Source organism: Brochothrix campestris (genome assembly GCF_046058945.1).
Classification (GTDB): Bacteria; Bacillota; Bacilli; order Lactobacillales; family Listeriaceae; genus Brochothrix; species Brochothrix campestris.
The window spans coordinates 22861-39753 of record NZ_CP175511.1 but is presented as its reverse complement, the minus strand read 5'-3'; the positions used below and the strand labels follow the sequence as shown (position 1 = coordinate 39753).

Here is a 16893-nt window from a genome sequence, read left to right as displayed (position 1 = left end):
TACATCCGCCCTTTGCTAACCTTTTATGCTGTTCATTTCAAGCAATTCATCCAAAGTATACTCAACTACTCCAGCGTTGTCTTCCAGTTTCACCTGAACGACTCGCGCTAACATATTCAGACCAATGACGCGTCCATTACCAGCGGTCGTAACAAGCTTACGTCCCACATCTGGCATCGCTTTTTTCGCTTCTTCATATGTATCATTCTCGTATTTCAAGCAACACATCAGTCGCCCACATAAACCCGATATTTTAGTCGGGTTCAACGAGAGGTTTTGATCCTTCGCCATCTTAATCGATACCGGTTCAAAATCACCTAAGAATGTTGAACAACAGAGCATGCGACCACAGGGACCAATTCCACCTAAGAGCTTGGCTTCATCACGTACACCGATTTGTCGCAACTCAATCCGCGTACGAAAAACAGCTGCGAGATCTTTGACTAACTGACGAAAATCAATCCGCCCTTCTGCCGTAAAATAAAAAATCATCCGGTGACGATCAAACGCAATTTCGACATCAACCAATTGCATGTCTAGTTTCCGTTTTTTTATGCGTTCTTTTGCTACCGTTACAGCTTCTATTTCTCGTTTTTCATTTTCAATTACCTTTGTCATGTCTGTTGCGGTCGCTTTACGTATAATTTTTTGAAGTGGTAACACGACATCTTCTTCATCAATTACACGATTAGCATACACAACTTTTCCAAATTCCAAGCCATGTCCATTTTCGACAATTACAGCATCACCTTGTTGCAATGGTTTGCGTAATGGTGCAAAATAATGAATTTTACCAACTGGTTTAAAGCGAATCCCTACAACTTCTATCATCTAGTTACCTCCTTGGTCCGATTGAGCGATAAAGGTGAGCACCAGTTCTTCCATCGTTAATTGTGCTCCAACATTCGCCTCTAATCGTTTTTTTGCAGTTAATATATGGGTGATTTCATTCGTTGTGTTTGTTACTTTACCCTGTAAGGCATCTTGTTGAATCATTTTCGCTTGTTGCATACAAATAAGTGGCTGTTCACTCATTAATTGTACGTGTAATTTATCTTCATACAGAGCTAATAATAAATCGAGCCCTGTTTGCACCTGTTGTTTTTCTTTAAAATGCGACATCCAATCGGTTTGGATAAAAATAAAGGCCATTGGATCTGCCATGCGTAAATAACCATACAATTGAACGACGTGTTTACGTGCCTCTGCAAACCATTCGTCCGTGGCCATCGCTACGGCCTCGGTAACGCTTTGTGTTAAATGCGCCACCACACGGCCACGAGCTTCAGACACACCGTTTGCTTCCAGCTCTTTTACTAATACGCTCGTCGCCAATGGTTGAAACTTCAACAACTGGCAACGTGATTGAATCGTCGGCAATAACCGTTGTACAGCTGTCGTCAAAAATAAAATCAAGACGTCAGCGTCTGGCTCTTCAATAAACTTCAAGAGACTATTCGCGGATTTCGCTGTCATTTTCTCAGCTTCATCGATGATAATGATTTTTTTATCGGACTCCATCCCTCGTTTAACAAAGGTCTGTTTAAGTTCTTTAATTTGATGTGTTTTGATTGATGCTCCCTCAGGTGCGACAAAATGTACATCTGGATGATTGCGCTCAGCAATACGTCGACAATTCATACAGGCATCACATACCGCTTGATCGGACGTTGCTTGTAAACAAAATTGAGCCTTCGTTAACCAAAGTGCAACGTCACGTTTACCGATTCCGCGTGGTCCTTCAAAAATATAAGCATGTCCAAGGCGATTTTCTGCCATACTTTGACTCAGAATCCGCATTACAACCGGTTGTTTTGTTACATATTCAGTTTGAATGTTCACTCGCAACTTCTCCTTTTATTGAAAACCGTCTCCTTTTATTATACATCTTAAAAGACTGTTTCGCACTCTTTAGATTGCAGACCGCTTGATTTATCGATGGGAGGTTGAACAAATCCTAAAAAAAGACACAGTCGTCCTTAGCCTCGCTAAGATCGCTGTGTCTTTTAAACAAGTATTTATTTAATACCCTTCATTAATTTAAGTAATTTTGGAGTGATGATGAATAAGATAATCCCAATCACTACTGCAATTGTACCTAAAATACCAAAGTATTGAATTTCAATATCCGCGCTGAACACTTGACCAATTTGCGCGTTAATCCCTTGTGCCATTGAGTTTGATAAGAACCAAACACCCATTGTTTGAGCGGCAAAGGCCCGTGGTGCAAGCTGTGTTGTAACACCTAAACCAACAGGAGATAAGCAAAGCTCACCGATTGTAACAAGCAAGAAGCTTAATACTAACCAAATCGGACTGGCAGAATGCATTTCTGTTCCGCCTAAAATACCTGGTAACATCATAATTAAGAATGAGAGACCGGCAAAGAATAACCCAAGCGCAAATTTACGCGGGGTCGACGGTTGACGATCGCCTAATTTAGTCCAAATCATCGCAAATACTGGTGATAAGAAAATAACGAATAACGGGTTAAATGATTGGTAGAAAGCTGGTGAAATCGTCCATCCAAAAAACGAACCGGTGACACGATCACTCGCAAATACTGCCAAGACACTAGAACCCTGTTCTTGAATCATCCAAAACATTACGGCGGTAATGAATAATGGAATGTAAGCTAATAAGCGTGATTTTTCATCGCTATCTGTTTTCTTGCTGCGTAACATAACGATAAAGTAAACGATGGGTAAAATAATGGCAACGCAACTAATAAAGTTGATGACATATTTAATCGTTAATACATCGAACGCATACGCTACACAAGCAATAATAAGTAGACCAACTGCAATTGAGCTGAATAAGATCGCAACACGACCTCGTTCTTCTTTCGCAATTGGGTTTGTGACCGTTTTACCTGCATCACCTAAAAATTTATTTTGAGTGATTAAGAAAAACGCTAAACCAAGCGCCATTCCGACCGCTGCCACAAGGAAACCTAAATGGAAGTTATCCATAAATGAACCTGTTACATAAGGGGCTAAGAAACCACCAAGGTTTATTCCCATGTAGAAAATACTGAATCCACCAGCACGACGAACATCTTTAGGATCGTATAAATCGCCAATCATCGATGAAACGTTCGGTTTCAGTAAACCAGTACCAACTGCTAATAATACCATCGCTGAGAATAAACCGGTAATGCCTGAGTTTGGTAGTGATAAAACAATGTGTCCAACCATGATGAGAACCCCACCAAGGAAAACTGCTTTACGGGTACCAAAGACCCGGTCAGCTAACCAACCACCAAGGACACCTGTCATATAAATAAGTGAACCATAAATTGACATAAGAGCAATCGAAGTCGATTTATCTAAATCCAAACCGCCATTTGCCACTGAATAGTACATGTAGAAAATTAAAATAGCACGCATACCGTAGTATGAAAAACGCTCCCATAATTCGGTAAAGAATAATGTAGACAGTCCTTTAGGATGTCCAAAGAAACCTTTGTCTGTTGCTTTTTGACTTGCTGACATTGTGTAAAACATTCCTCTCGTAATAAACTAATTTTATAACCTTTACTAAAGTGTGTTCGTGTCTTAGAAACGATAAAAATCATCGACAGGTAGGACAAACACTGTTGCGCCTCCGACCTGTACTTCGACTGGATACGGGACATAAGTGTCGACTGTCACACTCAATGAAGCAACCGGCGATACCGCTTGTTCACGAGCCTGGCAATTATCTTTAATAATCGCTAATACATCATCGACTTTTTCATCTTCTGTCCCAATAATAAACGTTGTATTACCAGCTTTTAAAAAGCCACCTGTTGTTGCAAGTTTTGTCGTACGAAATTTAGCTTTCATTAACTTTGTTTGTAGTTTGCCGCTATCCTGATCTTGGACAATCGCTAAAATTAATTTCATTGTAAATTCCTCCTCACAAATTGCCGAATTGATTAGGAAAACGCTCACTAAGCACGTTCAGAATCGCCTCGGTTACTTCTTCTACGGGTTGGTTGGCATTAATAACAACAATTCGTTCCGGAAAACGAGAGATAACTGCTCGATAGCCTTCTACCACCGTTTGATGAAATTCTTTTTTTTCCAAATCCAAGCGATTGACTTCACGCTCTTTATTAGCAAAGATTCGTTCGAAACCGACTTCAATCGGTACATCGAGATAAAAGGTAATTTGCGGCATTACATCTGCAATGGCAAACTGGTTCATTTCCCAAACACTATCGATTCCAATCTTTCTTCCATAACCTTGATACGCCAAAGAACTATCAACAAAGCGATCGCAAATGACAATCTTATTTGCAGCTAAAGCAGGTAGTACTTTTTCAACAAGATGTTGACGCCGTGAAGCCGTATATAACAACGCTTCGGTTTTAGCATCCATCATCGTGTGTGAAACATCCAATATGACATCACGAATTTTTTCAGAAATTTCGATACCACCCGGTTCACGCGTTAGCACAAGTTCTGTTTCCAGTCGTTCAGCTAATTTCGCCATGAGTTGTTGAGCAACAGTTGTTTTTCCAGATCCCTCTGGTCCTTCTAATGTCATAAAAAAACCTTTTGTCATAATGAGTACCCCATTTATCTTTCTGTAAATCCGCTTATCATCGCTTCTATAACACTTAAAAAAAACAAACTTTAAATATTATATTTAGTTATTATATCGCAAATCAGCATAGATTTCACATTTTTTTCTGATTATTTCGTATACAACGACAATTTAACGCGTTAAACTGCCATTTCACTGCCTTTTTTTTTTTTTAATAACGATACATGTACTTTGGATTACTCACTAATCGTTCGTTTCTAATCTCCCGCAGCACAAAATAATACGCCGCTTTCGCTCGTAGTTCATTCAAAAGCAGAAGATCATTTCCTTCATCACTTAACCGTTGTAATTGTTCTGTTTGCTTCCAGTTATCGTACGTTCGCTTAGATAACGCTAAAAGTAATTCATCACTTTCACGGTGCATTTTACGTTTTTTTGTTTTTGTCTTTACCATGCGTGTGCTCCTTTACAGTTGTTATAGTTCACGACGACCTTCCATCGCTTTTGATAACGTTACCTCATCAGCATATTCTAAATCGCCACCCATTGGTAAGCCATGGGCAATCCGCGTTACCTTAATACCCGACGGTTTAATAAGACGCGAAATATACATCGAAGTTGCTTCACCTTCGACATTAGGGTTCATTGCTAAAATCACTTCCGTTACTGCTTCATCTTGCAAACGTTTAAGCAGCTGCGGGACATTAATATCTTCAGGTCCAATACCATCCATCGGGCTAATCGTGCCGTGTAAAACGTGATAAAGCCCACCAAAGTCCCGCATTTTTTCCATCGCAATCACATCTTGGGGTGTCTCAACAACACAAATCAAACTACGATCACGGTTTTTATCATCACAAATGTAACAGGGGTCTGTATCGGTAATATGCCCACAAATCGAACAAAAACCGAGGTCACGTTTCGCCTTAATTAAGGCTTGTGCAAAATCGAGCACATCGTCCTCTTTCATATCTAATACAAAAAATGCTAAACGAGCAGCTGTTTTTGGCCCGATTCCTGGTAATTTAGAAAAACTATCCATCAATTTGGTGATTGGTTCTGGGTAATGCATCGTTTGTCAGTCCTTTTTTTATCATTTAGTAGTAATTAAAAACACACCTTTTGCCCTACTGAACAAAAGGTGTGTACTTATTCTCGGTTGTAAAACAGTCGGCTTGATGTTTATTACATTAGGCCAGGAATATTCATACCACTTGTGTATTTGCCCATCGTTTTAGCCGTTTGTTCTTCGACTTTTTTGATGGCCTCATTTGTTGCTGTTAAAATTAAATCTTGTAACATTTCAATGTCTTCTGGATCTACAACATCTTCAGCTAACTCGACGTTTGTTACCATTTTAGCACCTGTTACAGTGACCTTAACTACGCCACCACCAGCAGTACCTTCAAATAAAGTTACTTCTAATTCTGCCTGAGCCTCTGCCATTTCTTTTTGCATTTTTTGCATTTTTTTCATCATACCTTGCATATTTCCCATTCCACGCATCGTGAGCGCCTCCTTATTAATCTGCTTTTATTTCAACAAGTTCTTTCCCAAACAAAGCCACGGCTGCGGCAATAGCTGGATTAGTTGAACTTGGTTGTTCGACAGGTTCTCCCTGTGATGCTGTTGCTGTGTTACTTGGTTCTTCATTCACCTGACGTTTTGCAATAAAACTAGTTCGTAACGCATTCCAACCGTCTTCAGGTACCCCTATCACGTTTAACGTTTTGTTTGTTAAACGCAACACATGTGCCTTCATATCTTCAACAAAGGTGGCGTTCCCCATTGCCATTTGGCAATGAATATCATACTTAAACTTGATAACCATCGCTTGTTCTGATGCGGCCACTGGCTCTGCCTCGGCTAATAATGCCGCCTGCGATTTCATCAACATATTAAGTATATCCGACCAATTTTGTCTTATCAAGATTAATTGCTCACTAGTGGCATTATCCAATACAGTATTAATCGCATTTGTTTCAATCTTCGCTCTGCGACCAGATGAATGACTCGAACGTGCCGTTGAACGAACCGCTTTGTCAGCCGGTTTTATTTGGCCATTGCCAGCGTTTAAATCGGCAAGTTGTTGCTGCATCGCTTTAATTTGTTGTTGTAGGTCTGCCATCGCCTCGTTATCAGGCGCCTGCTGCTGGTCTTGACTTACAACAGCCGGTTTAATTGTTGCTGCTTGCGACATGTTTACAAGTGTCACTTCTAAATAAATTTGCGGATGATTTGAAAAGCGCATTTGTTGTTGTGCCTCATTTAATTGCGCAACGTAACGATAGATTAAGTTTGTATCTATCCGTGAACTCACTTCAATGAATGCATCATCCAAGGTAACGCGTTGAAACGACTCGGTGTAGCTCGGTGCTTGTTGATACAGCATCACATCACGGTAATACAACAATAAATCTTCAACAATCCGCGTTGCATCTTTGCCTTCGTTTAAAAGTTTAATCAAAGTCGCCACTGCCCCTTGGGCATCACCAGCAGTGACTAATCCAACCATCTCGGTCAACAGTTGTTGCGAAGAGGCACCGGTAATCATCAAGGCGTTTTCTACCAACACTTCTGCTGGATTATAAGCAATTGTTTGATCTAATAAACTTAAGGCATCTCGCATCCCGCCTTCAGCGGCACGGCCCACAACTTGGAGCGCCTCGGCTTCGTAGTTGATTTTTTCTGCCTCTAAAATAAATTGCATCCGACCGACAATATCCGCGGTTGTAATTCGTTTGAAATCAAACCGTTGACAGCGCGAAATAATCGTCAATGGCAATTTATGTGGCTCAGTTGTCGCTAAAATGAAAATAACATTCGCCGGCGGTTCTTCTAACGTCTTCAGTAAGGCGTTAAAAGCTCCGGTTGAGAGCATATGGACTTCATCGATAATATAAATTTTAAAGGCTGCACGTGTCGGTGCATATTTAACCTTATCACGAATGTCACGTATCTCATCGACGCCGTTGTTTGAAGCTGCATCAATTTCCAGTACGTCATCTAACGTGCCGTTTGTAATTGACTGACACACGTCACACGTGTTACATGGTTCCATCTCGTCATTCTTATGTTCACAGTTAATTGCTTTTGCAAATATTTTAGCAACACTTGTCTTACCTGTTCCTCGTGGCCCCGAAAAAAGATAGGCATGTGATGTCTTATTTTGCGAAATAGCATTTTGTAACGTCTGTGTAATGTGTTGTTGACCTACAACGTCTGCAAAGGTTTGCGAACGCCACACACGATACATGGCACGATAGCTCATAATCCAGAACTCCCTTTTGTTTACTTCATACCTTCTATTATACATCATTAGACGCATTTTTCGCCACTATCGTAACAACCAACACACCTAAAATTAACCAACGTACTCCTCAGCCTTAAAACAGCAAAAAGGACGCTATCGAATGATAGCGTCCCAGATTGGAGCCAAAGTCGAATTCTATTACAGTGACTTCGGCTATGCCTTAGAGTGTTCCTTTATGGGTGGTTCATCAACTTTAATTTAAGTCGTGCACCTCTGTTCGAACGTAATAAAAATGCGTTACACAAGCAGTTAACTCCGCCCAGGCAACCCCACGGCACATGAATTGATTCACTTAATGCTGCTTCCTTCCGGACCTGACATAGTTCATGAAGATTCATTGCGCAGGACCCAAACCTCAACATCACTTACTTCTGGCTGCCATCCCTATTATCGCCCTCCTCAGAGGAATTCAATCTCGCTAAGCGGATTGCGAGTTACAGGACGCCGCTACCATCCCATCTAGCACGATAAGTATATTTTACCTATTTTTTCCAAAAAGCGCAAGTGTTAACTATAACTAACAGCTTAGCTACTCGCTATTTGTGGCCGATCGAGCTGATAAAGACGTTGGTATCGAACATTGCTGGCTAATAACTCAACATGTGTACCAGACATTTCAACTTTTCCCTTTTCTAAAAAGAGAACTTTATCCATCTGTTCGACACCGATTAAATGATGCGTCACCCAAATAACTGTTTTATCCTGTAACGTCTCAAACATCGTTGCCAACAATTGTTGCTCTGTAATCGGATCGAGACCCACGGTTGGTTCATCTAAAACAACAACCGGTGTTTTTTGTAATAAAATACGGGCCAACGCAATGCGTTGACGTTCACCACCAGAAAAACGTTCACCTGCTTCTCGCATCTGTGTTTTAAAACCTGCAGGTAAGCGCTCAACTAAGGATGTAAGACCGACTTGTTGCACCACCGCTGTTAATTCCGCATCGGTTGCCTGTTGGTTACCCATCCGTAAATTATTGGCTAAGGTCGTATCAAATAAATAGGCTTTTTGATTCAAGACACCCATCACCTCGGCAATATTAACACCCCACTGCGAGACAGCTGTATCACCATAGCTCACCAAACCACTGGTCGGTTCTAATGCGCCTTGTAGCAGTTGTAACAAAGTGGACTTCCCCGTTCCTGATCGACCAATAATGGCCGTTTTTGTTCCGGGTCCAAAAGAGAGATTCAAGTCAGCGATAATTTGTTCCGTACTGTTGGGATACGTGAAATTGACGTTTTCAACAACGAGCGTTGCCTCACGTGGCAAGGTTAAGTTCTGCTCGACCGCTACGCCTTCTTCTTCCCATGATGGCAGTTGGTTATCTTCCAATTGATGCAGTCGTTTGAGGGATTCTACATAGGTTGCTTTTTCACTCACTGCGCCTGCAACTGGTAAAAAGACCTCACCTAATGATAATAAGGCGAGGGCAAATGCTGCGACCAATGTCGGTGAAAAGACACCCGCACCGACCTGTGCATTTGACCACCAAATAATTAACACTACACCCACTGCCAATATCAATTGACTGCAGAAATCACGGTAGGCGATGAAACGGTTCTTTTTATTTTCAATCACTAAGAGCGCTTGTTCGGATCCTTCATACTGCGTGATAAAACGCTGTGATTGCCCACTGAATAGCCAATCACCCATCCCTAAAATCGCATCGGCGAAGGTCGTATATAATTGTCCCCGACCGGCTTTCAACTGTTCATTTTTAGCACCGACATATAACAATGAGATGAGCGGCCCAACAAACATCAACAGCGCTAACACACAGCCTAGTAACAGGGCAAATGGCACAGACCACGCACCGATTAGCAAAATAATAATCGCGTACATAATTAACGAGACTACTGCAGGGAAAAATGTTTTCAAGTAGTAATCTTGCAAATGTTCAATGTCATTCGATAAGGCACCGAGCATGTCACCTGTTTTAAATCGTTTCCGGATAAATAACGCTTGCGGTTCTAACACCCGATACAGGCGACTACGCATTTCTGCTAATATTTTTAAAATTAAATTATGGCTTGTTAAACGTTCAAGGTAACGCGAAACTGAACGACCAATCCCAAATGCACGTACTGCGACAGTTGGCACATAGACCATTAAAATCGACTCTGGTTGCGTGGCTGATTTTGTAATTAAATAACCTGACACGTACATGAGCGCACCCGATAATAAAAAGGTCAAGGTCCCGATGGCGACCACACCAATAAATAAGCCGCGATATTTTCTCATATAAGGTCGAATCCACGAATCTTGTAACATGTTAGACTCCTAACTGGGCACAGACTAGCTCGTAGTAGGCCCCTTTTTTTGCATAGAGTTTTTCAGGCTCGCCCTGCTCAACAATTTGGCCTTGTGCCAACACAATCACCCAATCCATTTGTTGCATCCAATGCAACCGATGAGTCGCTAAGACGACTAATTTTCGTTCGAATAGCGGCACCATTGTTGCTTTTAATTCCGCCTCTGTTTCGATATCCAAATGGGCGGTCGGTTCATCGAGCAACATGATTGGACGACGTGCAATATAGGCCCTCGCTAAAGCCACCCGTTGCTCTTGACCCCCACTCATTTGACGCCCGCTCTCTCCCACATATGTATCAAGACCGTCAGGTAATTGCGCAACAAAGTCCTCCAACCCTGCTTGTTTAACGGCTGAATACACCTCATCTTCAGAGGCATCAGGACGATAAAAGCGAATATTATCACGTAAACTTAAATGAAACACATAGGGATGTTGCGGAATAAATGTCACCTGCTCTTGCCAACTTGCTTGCGCTAGGCTGCTTATCGGCTGACTGTCTTGCATCATGGTTCCTTCCGCCTCCAAAAAACCACCTAACAAGTTGATAAAAGTCGATTTACCAGAGCCACTCGCGCCAATCACACCGATTTTTTGATTTCCCTTAAAGGTTAATGCATCATTGAGTTGCAACCTAACTGCATCATCCTCACCCTTAACGACGACGTTATTCATTGTCAAACTACTCGTTGATGTCCATGCTGCAACAACCGCTGTTGTTTCACGTGTAACCTCGCTATTCAGTACTGCTTGCATTGCCTTTCCAGCTTCTTGACCATCAAGCGATGCATGAAAATCGGTTCCGACTTCCCTTACCGGTAAGAAAAATTCCGGCGCTAAAATAAGGGCAAGCAAGGCTGGATAAAGCATCATCGTGCCGTTAATTAATTGCACGCCTAAAAAGACAGCAATCGTTGCGACACCTAGCATTGTGAAAAAGTCGAGAGCAAAAGAAGATAAGAAGGCTACTTTCAACGTTGACATCGTTGATTTTCGGTAATTTTCACTGACAAAAGCAATCTGTTTTTCATGTTTACGACTTATCCCTAAATAACGCAACGTTTCGATACCTCGAAGCGAGTCGACAAAGTGATTGCTCAGTTTTTCATAGGATGCCCATTTCGCATCCGCATTTTTTTGAGCTGCCCATCCGAGTAAAATCATAAAACCAATTAAAATAATAAAGGTAAGCCCCAGAACCACTGCTGACTTGAGATCGACAAACAACAGATAGACACCAATCATTAGTGGAATCACTGCCATACTGGCAAACTTTGGCAAAAACAATTCAAGATAGCGGCGAAACTTAGCCACACCTTCCATCATCAAGGTCACTGTTTGTCCTGTACCTATGTGACTCAGTTCCACCGATCCAAGTCTGAACAATTGCTCAATCACTGCCCGACGATAAGTCGTGCCTGTTTTAGCAGCAAACTGATAGGCCAAGCGATTTTTAAAAGACTGCATAAAGTAACGGACGATAATTGCGATTACGAACCCGAGTAATTGGCCTGACACTGCTTGAAAAGAGTGGCCCGCAAACAAATCACTAAGAGCTGTCGCTAAATAAATCGCCTGCATAATAATGGAAAAACCTTGAATGATCGATAAGATCACCAAGGCTACCATAACAGATTTAATTCCCTTATACGTAAAGAGACTGCGATCCATTAATAAATATGTTTATCTTCCTGAGTTACGCGTTTGCGGAAGACGTAGTAACTCCAAATTTGATACCCAAGAACAAATGGCAGTAAGCTACAAGCGACAATTGTCATCACTTTTAATGAATAAGCCCCGCTTGCCGCATTTGTAATTGTTAAGTTATAAGCAGTATCAATACTGCTGATCATTACCCGTGGGAATAATGACACGAAAATGAGTGAAATGACACCAGCGATACCGAGTCCAGAAAAAGTAAACGATAACTTCTCTGCCTTTTTCAACGTCATCAACCATGACGCAGCGTACATGACGACAATAAAACCAATCGTAATCAATACCGGCACGAGACGAACTTCAAAAATATCAGTATAAAGCACTGACAATCCTACAAAAACAACAAGTGCAACAACAACGCCTACACCTACTTTTAATGCTAACGACCGGGCGCGACCACGTAAGTCATGATCAACACGTAACGTAATGTAGAGCAACCCATGATATAAGCATAAGAGCATTAACGTTAAACCACCCCAAACAGAGTAAACATTAATATAATCGGTAAAGCCCGCATACATGTTCATGTTTGCATCAATTGGCATCCCTTTTAATAGGCTAGTAAATAGAACACCAAACAATAATGGAATTAACGTACTGGAAACAAAGATGACCCAGTCCCATGTTTTAGTCCAATTCGGATGGTCATGTTTTCGACGAAATTCAAACGAAACACCTCGTCCAATCAAGAGCATTAGCACTGCAAAAAGTGGCAAGTAATACCCACTGAACATCGTTGCATACCAGTGTGGAAAAGCTGCAAATAACGCCCCACCAGCGGTGAGTAACCACACCTCATTCGCATCCCAAAACGGTCCAATCGTTGAGACAAGCACAGTTCGTTCTTTTTCATCTTTCGCGAGCATACGCATACTCATACCGACGCCAAAATCAAAACCTTCTAAGAAGAAGAAGCCGATAAACAAGACCGCTACTAGTAGAAACCATAATTCATTAAGACTCATGTGTGTAACCTCCTTCTTCGAATGGATCGACGGTGTCGTCATCATGCCCTTTATCCGCATGATCTGGTCCTTCTTTAATGGCCTTAACCATTAAGAATACCAATACGGCTGCTAATAACGCAAAGATTGCGATAAATAATATGGTTGAGAATAAAATACTACCGGCGGACACGTTCGGTGAAACCGCATCTGCCGTCGTTTGATAACCAAACACCACCCATGGTTGACGACCAATTTCAGTCATTACCCAACCAAATGAGTTAGCTAAAAACGGCAAGGCCATTACTGGTGCGAGTAGTTTCAAGTAACGTGTACTTGTTTCAAGTTTACGACGCCAGTCGAGGAATAATCCTAAGGTTGCCATTAACAACATCGCCATCCCTGAAAAGACCATACCGCGGAAACTCCAATATGTCGTTTTAACTGGTGGAATGTAGTTCATATTTTCACCCGCCACGCTTGCATATTGTTTTTCATATTTTGCTTGTAACGATTTCATCCCCTCAACACTGCCACTAAATTTAGAATAAGATAAGAAACTTAAGGCGTAAGGGATTTCTAAATCAAACTCATTTTTTTGCTCTTTAACATTAATATTCGCAATTAGAGACCACGGTGCCGGATCGGCTGAATCTTCCCATAATCCTTCAGCTGCCGCCATTTTCATCGGCTGTGTTTTCACTAAATGCTGCCCTTGCCAGTGACCACTAAACGCTACACCTAATGATCCCACTAAGGCTACGATTAAAGCAATCCGTAACGATGTTTTATAGAAGTTAACATGACGTTTTTTCGCCATTTGAAAACCACTGACGCCTGCGATAAAGAAGGCTCCAGTACATAAGGCTCCAAAAATAACGTGAGGGAATTCAACAATGAGTTGCGGATTTGTTAACAAAGCCCCAAAGTCATTCATTTCAGCACGACCGTTAACCATTTGAAAACCAACCGGTTCTTGCATAAATGAGTTAGCCGCTAAAATCCACAGTGCCGATAACGTTGTTCCTAACGAAACAAGCCAAATACTAAGTAAATGTACTTTTGGCGACAAACGATCTCGCCCAAAAATCCATACCCCAATAAAAGTTGATTCCATAAAGAAGGCTAACAACGCTTCAATCGCAAGCGGTGCTCCGAACACATCCCCGACAAAACGAGAATAATCCGACCAGTTCATTCCAAACTGAAATTCTTGAATAATACCAGTTACAACCCCGACTGCAAAATTGAGCAGGAATAAATGTCCCCAAAAGATGGCCATTTTACGATAAACTGGTTTTTTCTTATAAACATGTAATGTTTCCATTAACGCAACCATAAATACAAGACCGATACTTAATGGTACAAATAAAAAGTGAAAGATTGTGGTTGACGCAAACTGAAAACGCGCTAAAAATAGTTGATCCATAGTTTTCTCCTCCGAACGTATTAAGTTAGTCCTTACTCAAAAGCTTCATCATACTTAAACAATAGAACATATTACATCGTTTTCATCGTGACTTTAGACCTGTATTTGTGAACATTATGCGTCTATTCGTCATCTAATTAGTGTCTTTTAGACATAGTTAGTAACATCACTCAGCAACAACTAGCAAAAACGTCGTAAATATTTTACTTTTGTGGCAATTGCTGTTCTACACATTCCCTTTTTTATAATATATGTAACATTCTGACATATACCTTTTTAATAAAAAAACCTCTTTGACAAAGTCATTAAGATGGTGTAATCTTTTAAAAGTACGAACAATTTATTAAGACGAGTTATGTTTAATTCGTATTTAGGAGTGTATTCGAATGGAAAATGTATTTGATTATGAAGATATTCAGTTAATACCTGCAAAATGTGTTGTCACAAGTCGTTCAGAGTGTGATACCTCAGTTACACTTGGTAAACATCGTTTTAAAATACCAGTCGTCCCTGCCAATATGCAAACAATTATCGATGAAACAATCGCAACTAAATTAGCCGAAAATGGTTATTTCTATATTATGCATCGTTTTGAACCACAAAAACGGGCAGCTTTTATCAAAACAATGATGGATAAAAATTTAATTTCGTCTATTAGCGTCGGTGTCAAAGAAGAAGAATATACTTTTGTGGAGCAATTGGCTTCGTCACAACTCGTGCCTGATTATGTGACGATTGACATTGCTCACGGACACTCAAATGCTGTTATCCATATGATTCAACACCTCAAAAAACACTTGCCTGAGACGTTCGTTATTGCGGGCAATGTTGGCACACCAGAGGCAGTCCGTGAACTTGAAAATGCTGGCGCCGATGCTACAAAAGTCGGTATCGGACCTGGAAAAGTCTGTATCACTAAAATCAAAACTGGTTTTGGTACAGGTGGCTGGCAGTTAGCGGCTCTTCGCTGGTGTGCAAAAGCGGCTTCAAAACCGATTATTGCTGATGGTGGTATTCGTACAAATGGCGATATCGCTAAATCAGTTCGCTTTGGTGCCTCAATGGTAATGATTGGTTCGTTATTTGCCGCTCATAATGAGTCACCGGGCTCTACAATTGAAATCGCTGGTAAGTTTTATAAAGAATATTTTGGATCAGCTTCAGAATTCCAAAAAGGTGAGAAAAAGAATGTTGAAGGTAAAAAAATGCACGTTGAAAATAAGGGGAACTTAAAAGATACCCTCATTGAAATGCAACAAGACCTTCAATCTGCTATCTCATATTCTGGCGGAACAAAACTAGAGGCTATTCGTAATGTTGACTATGTGGTTGTTAAAAACTCCATTTTTAATGGGGATAACCACTAAAGCGAAATCAGCTCGTTCAACTTCGAAGAGATTGGAAGAGAAAAGATCAACGACTATTTACCGTCGCTGTCTTTTTTCTGAAATATCACAGAAGTTAGCTGATTGAACTTGATAACTAAAAGCGAAATCAGCTCGTTCAACTTCGAAGAGATTGGAAGAGAAAAGATCAACGACTATTTACCGTCGCTGTCTTTTTTCTGAAATATCACAGAAGTTAGCTGATTGAACTTGATAACTAAAAGCGAAATCAGCTCGATAAATATATAAAAAAATGAGCTATCGTGTACTGCCCCAAAAATTTAGACTAAAAAATCTAACTTTTCGGGGTATTTTTTATGATCAAATATGATGCGGAATTTAAAATGAAAGTAGTTAGAGATTATTTGAAAGGCTATGGTGGTTATCAATATTTAGCTAATAAGCAGCAAATTAAAAGTATGTCCCGAAAAGGAAACTGTTTGGATAACTCTCTAATGGAAGATTTCTTTGGACTATTAAAGCAAGAAATGTATTATGGTAAAGTATTTCATAGTTTTGAAGAATTAAAAGGGGAACTAGAAAAAGGGATTCATTACTACAATCATAAGAGAGTAAAACTGAAATTAAACGGTTTAAGCCCAGTGGCTTATCGACTAAAATTAACTGCATAAAATAAAAAATCGGAGCAGATTTATCTACTCCAATTAAAGTCTAACTTTTTGGGTTCACTACATCGCTTTACTCGATAGCTCCTTTTTCTATTTGCTCACTTAAACGACGTATACGTTTCGCCTCTTTTTGACGCAGACGAATGGCTCTAAAAAAATCCGTTAAAATTTGACCACATTCTTCTTCTAAAACACCCGCATGAACTTCACATTGATGATTAAAACGCTCATCGGTCAACAAATTCATTAAAGTGCCAGCTGTACCGGCTTTAACATCTGCTGCACCGTAATAGACTGTCCGCATTCTGGCTAATATAAGTGCCCCACTACACATTGGACAAGGCTCTAATGTTACGTAAATATCACATTCTTCTAAACGCCAAGAACCAATTGCTCGACAAGCTGCTTGAATCGCTAACACTTCCGCATGACTCGTGGCATCTTGACTTGTTTCACGTAAATTATGCCCTCGTCCCACAATTCGATCATTATGAACAACAATTGCACCAATCGGCACTTCTCCAATCGCTTTTGCCTTCTCAGCCTCTGCTAAAGCGACCTTCATATACTCTTCAATTTTTGTCATCTTAAACTCCTTTAGTTTCGTTCTTCTTAATTTAGCAT

The 16893-nt window shown here is 40.6% G+C and carries 15 protein-coding genes, 1 other RNA gene and 1 pseudogene; 2 read left to right on the top strand and 15 right to left on the bottom strand.

Annotated features, from left to right (window positions below):
• Positions 1 to 15: 15 nt before the first annotated feature.
• From ACJYYY_RS00170 to ACJYYY_RS00105, 14 genes are all read right to left on the bottom strand, one after another.
• Positions 16 to 831, bottom strand: a complete 816-nt coding sequence (locus ACJYYY_RS00170) for a stage 0 sporulation family protein (RefSeq protein ID WP_035315447.1) — start codon at positions 829 to 831, stop codon at positions 16 to 18.
• Positions 832 to 1842, bottom strand: coding sequence for a DNA polymerase III subunit delta' (holB, locus tag ACJYYY_RS00165; RefSeq protein WP_051457041.1), 1011 nt, complete (start codon positions 1840 to 1842; stop codon positions 832 to 834).
• Between the two features lie 176 nt (positions 1843 to 2018).
• The gene (locus tag ACJYYY_RS00160) at positions 2019 to 3494 is read right to left on the bottom strand and encodes a peptide MFS transporter (RefSeq protein ID WP_035315446.1); all 1476 of its coding nucleotides are present in this window, start codon (positions 3492 to 3494) and stop codon (positions 2019 to 2021) included.
• 63 nt (positions 3495 to 3557) lie between these two features.
• Positions 3558 to 3887 (bottom strand): cyclic-di-AMP receptor, encoded by a 330-nt coding sequence (locus tag ACJYYY_RS00155; protein WP_035315444.1) that lies wholly within the window; start codon positions 3885 to 3887, stop codon positions 3558 to 3560.
• Positions 3888 to 3900: 13 nt separating this feature from the next.
• The gene (gene tmk, locus ACJYYY_RS00150) at positions 3901 to 4551 is read right to left on the bottom strand and encodes a dTMP kinase (protein ID WP_408868973.1); all 651 of its coding nucleotides are present in this window, start codon (positions 4549 to 4551) and stop codon (positions 3901 to 3903) included.
• Between the two features lie 193 nt (positions 4552 to 4744).
• On the bottom strand, positions 4745 to 4987 hold the full coding sequence (locus tag ACJYYY_RS00145; protein WP_408868972.1) for a DUF2508 family protein: 243 nt from the start codon (positions 4985 to 4987) through the stop codon (positions 4745 to 4747).
• A gap of 21 nt (positions 4988 to 5008) precedes the next feature.
• Positions 5009 to 5605 carry a recombination mediator RecR gene (gene recR, locus ACJYYY_RS00140; protein WP_035315440.1) on the bottom strand — a complete coding sequence of 199 codons (597 nt, stop codon included), beginning with the start codon at positions 5603 to 5605 and terminating at the stop codon, positions 5009 to 5011.
• A gap of 113 nt (positions 5606 to 5718) precedes the next feature.
• On the bottom strand, positions 5719 to 6039 hold the full coding sequence (locus tag ACJYYY_RS00135; protein WP_408868971.1) for a YbaB/EbfC family nucleoid-associated protein: 321 nt from the start codon (positions 6037 to 6039) through the stop codon (positions 5719 to 5721).
• Positions 6040 to 6055: 16 nt separating this feature from the next.
• A complete protein-coding gene (gene dnaX / locus ACJYYY_RS00130) occupies positions 6056 to 7804 on the bottom strand; it encodes a DNA polymerase III subunit gamma/tau (protein WP_035315439.1) in 1749 nt (582 codons plus the stop codon).
• A gap of 245 nt (positions 7805 to 8049) precedes the next feature.
• Positions 8050 to 8314, bottom strand: an RNA gene (gene ffs / locus ACJYYY_RS00125) — signal recognition particle sRNA large type.
• Positions 8315 to 8371: 57 nt separating this feature from the next.
• Positions 8372 to 10123, bottom strand: coding sequence for a thiol reductant ABC exporter subunit CydC (gene cydC, locus ACJYYY_RS00120; protein WP_035315438.1), 1752 nt, complete (start codon positions 10121 to 10123; stop codon positions 8372 to 8374).
• 1 nt (position 10124) lies between these two features.
• Positions 10125 to 11834, bottom strand: a complete 1710-nt coding sequence (gene cydD, locus ACJYYY_RS00115; protein ID WP_408868970.1) for a thiol reductant ABC exporter subunit CydD — start codon at positions 11832 to 11834, stop codon at positions 10125 to 10127.
• Positions 11834 to 12847: a cytochrome d ubiquinol oxidase subunit II gene (gene cydB, locus ACJYYY_RS00110; RefSeq protein ID WP_035315436.1), complete on the bottom strand. Its 1014-nt coding sequence runs from the start codon at positions 12845 to 12847 to the stop codon at positions 11834 to 11836. The genes cydD and cydB overlap by 1 nt, the downstream gene beginning before the upstream one ends.
• Positions 12837 to 14255 carry a cytochrome ubiquinol oxidase subunit I gene (locus tag ACJYYY_RS00105; protein WP_035315434.1) on the bottom strand — a complete coding sequence of 473 codons (1419 nt, stop codon included), beginning with the start codon at positions 14253 to 14255 and terminating at the stop codon, positions 12837 to 12839. Before ACJYYY_RS00105 ends, cydB begins: the two co-directional genes overlap by 11 nt.
• A gap of 386 nt (positions 14256 to 14641) precedes the next feature.
• Between ACJYYY_RS00105 and guaC the strand changes: the two genes are divergently transcribed.
• Complete coding sequence (gene guaC / locus ACJYYY_RS00100; protein ID WP_408868969.1) at positions 14642 to 15622, top strand: GMP reductase; 981 nt, start codon at positions 14642 to 14644, stop codon at positions 15620 to 15622.
• Positions 15623 to 16026: 404 nt separating this feature from the next.
• A pseudogene (locus ACJYYY_RS00095) lies at positions 16027 to 16272 on the top strand (IS3 family transposase); the annotation flags it as partial.
• A gap of 67 nt (positions 16273 to 16339) precedes the next feature.
• Here ACJYYY_RS00095 and tadA read toward each other — a convergent pair.
• On the bottom strand, positions 16340 to 16855 hold the full coding sequence (tadA, locus tag ACJYYY_RS00090; protein ID WP_035315433.1) for a tRNA adenosine(34) deaminase TadA: 516 nt from the start codon (positions 16853 to 16855) through the stop codon (positions 16340 to 16342).
• Positions 16856 to 16893 lie beyond the last annotated feature (38 nt).

Bases quoted from the DNA above. Each gene is read 5' to 3' on its own strand.
- ACJYYY_RS00135 (WP_408868971.1), bottom strand. From the start codon at position 6,039: ATGCGTGGAATGGGAAATATGCAAGGTATGATGAAAAAAATGCAAAAA.
- ACJYYY_RS00155 (WP_035315444.1), bottom strand. From the start codon at position 3,887: ATGAAATTAATTTTAGCGATTGTCCAAGATCAGGATAGCGGCAAACTA.
- ACJYYY_RS00170 (WP_035315447.1), bottom strand. From the start codon at position 831: ATGATAGAAGTTGTAGGGATTCGCTTTAAACCAGTTGGTAAAATTCAT.
- tmk (WP_408868973.1), bottom strand. From the start codon at position 4,551: ATGACAAAAGGTTTTTTTATGACATTAGAAGGACCAGAGGGATCTGGA.
- ACJYYY_RS00145 (WP_408868972.1), bottom strand. From the start codon at position 4,987: ATGGTAAAGACAAAAACAAAAAAACGTAAAATGCACCGTGAAAGTGAT.
- cydD (WP_408868970.1), bottom strand. From the start codon at position 11,834: ATGGATCGCAGTCTCTTTACGTATAAGGGAATTAAATCTGTTATGGTA.
- tadA (WP_035315433.1), bottom strand. From the start codon at position 16,855: ATGACAAAAATTGAAGAGTATATGAAGGTCGCTTTAGCAGAGGCTGAG.
- guaC (WP_408868969.1), top strand. From the start codon at position 14,642: ATGGAAAATGTATTTGATTATGAAGATATTCAGTTAATACCTGCAAAA.
- cydC (WP_035315438.1), bottom strand. From the start codon at position 10,123: ATGTTACAAGATTCGTGGATTCGACCTTATATGAGAAAATATCGCGGC.
- recR (WP_035315440.1), bottom strand. From the start codon at position 5,605: ATGCATTACCCAGAACCAATCACCAAATTGATGGATAGTTTTTCTAAA.
- dnaX (WP_035315439.1), bottom strand. From the start codon at position 7,804: ATGAGCTATCGTGCCATGTATCGTGTGTGGCGTTCGCAAACCTTTGCA.
- ACJYYY_RS00105 (WP_035315434.1), bottom strand. From the start codon at position 14,255: ATGGATCAACTATTTTTAGCGCGTTTTCAGTTTGCGTCAACCACAATC.
- cydB (WP_035315436.1), bottom strand. From the start codon at position 12,847: ATGAGTCTTAATGAATTATGGTTTCTACTAGTAGCGGTCTTGTTTATC.
- ACJYYY_RS00160 (WP_035315446.1), bottom strand. From the start codon at position 3,494: ATGTCAGCAAGTCAAAAAGCAACAGACAAAGGTTTCTTTGGACATCCT.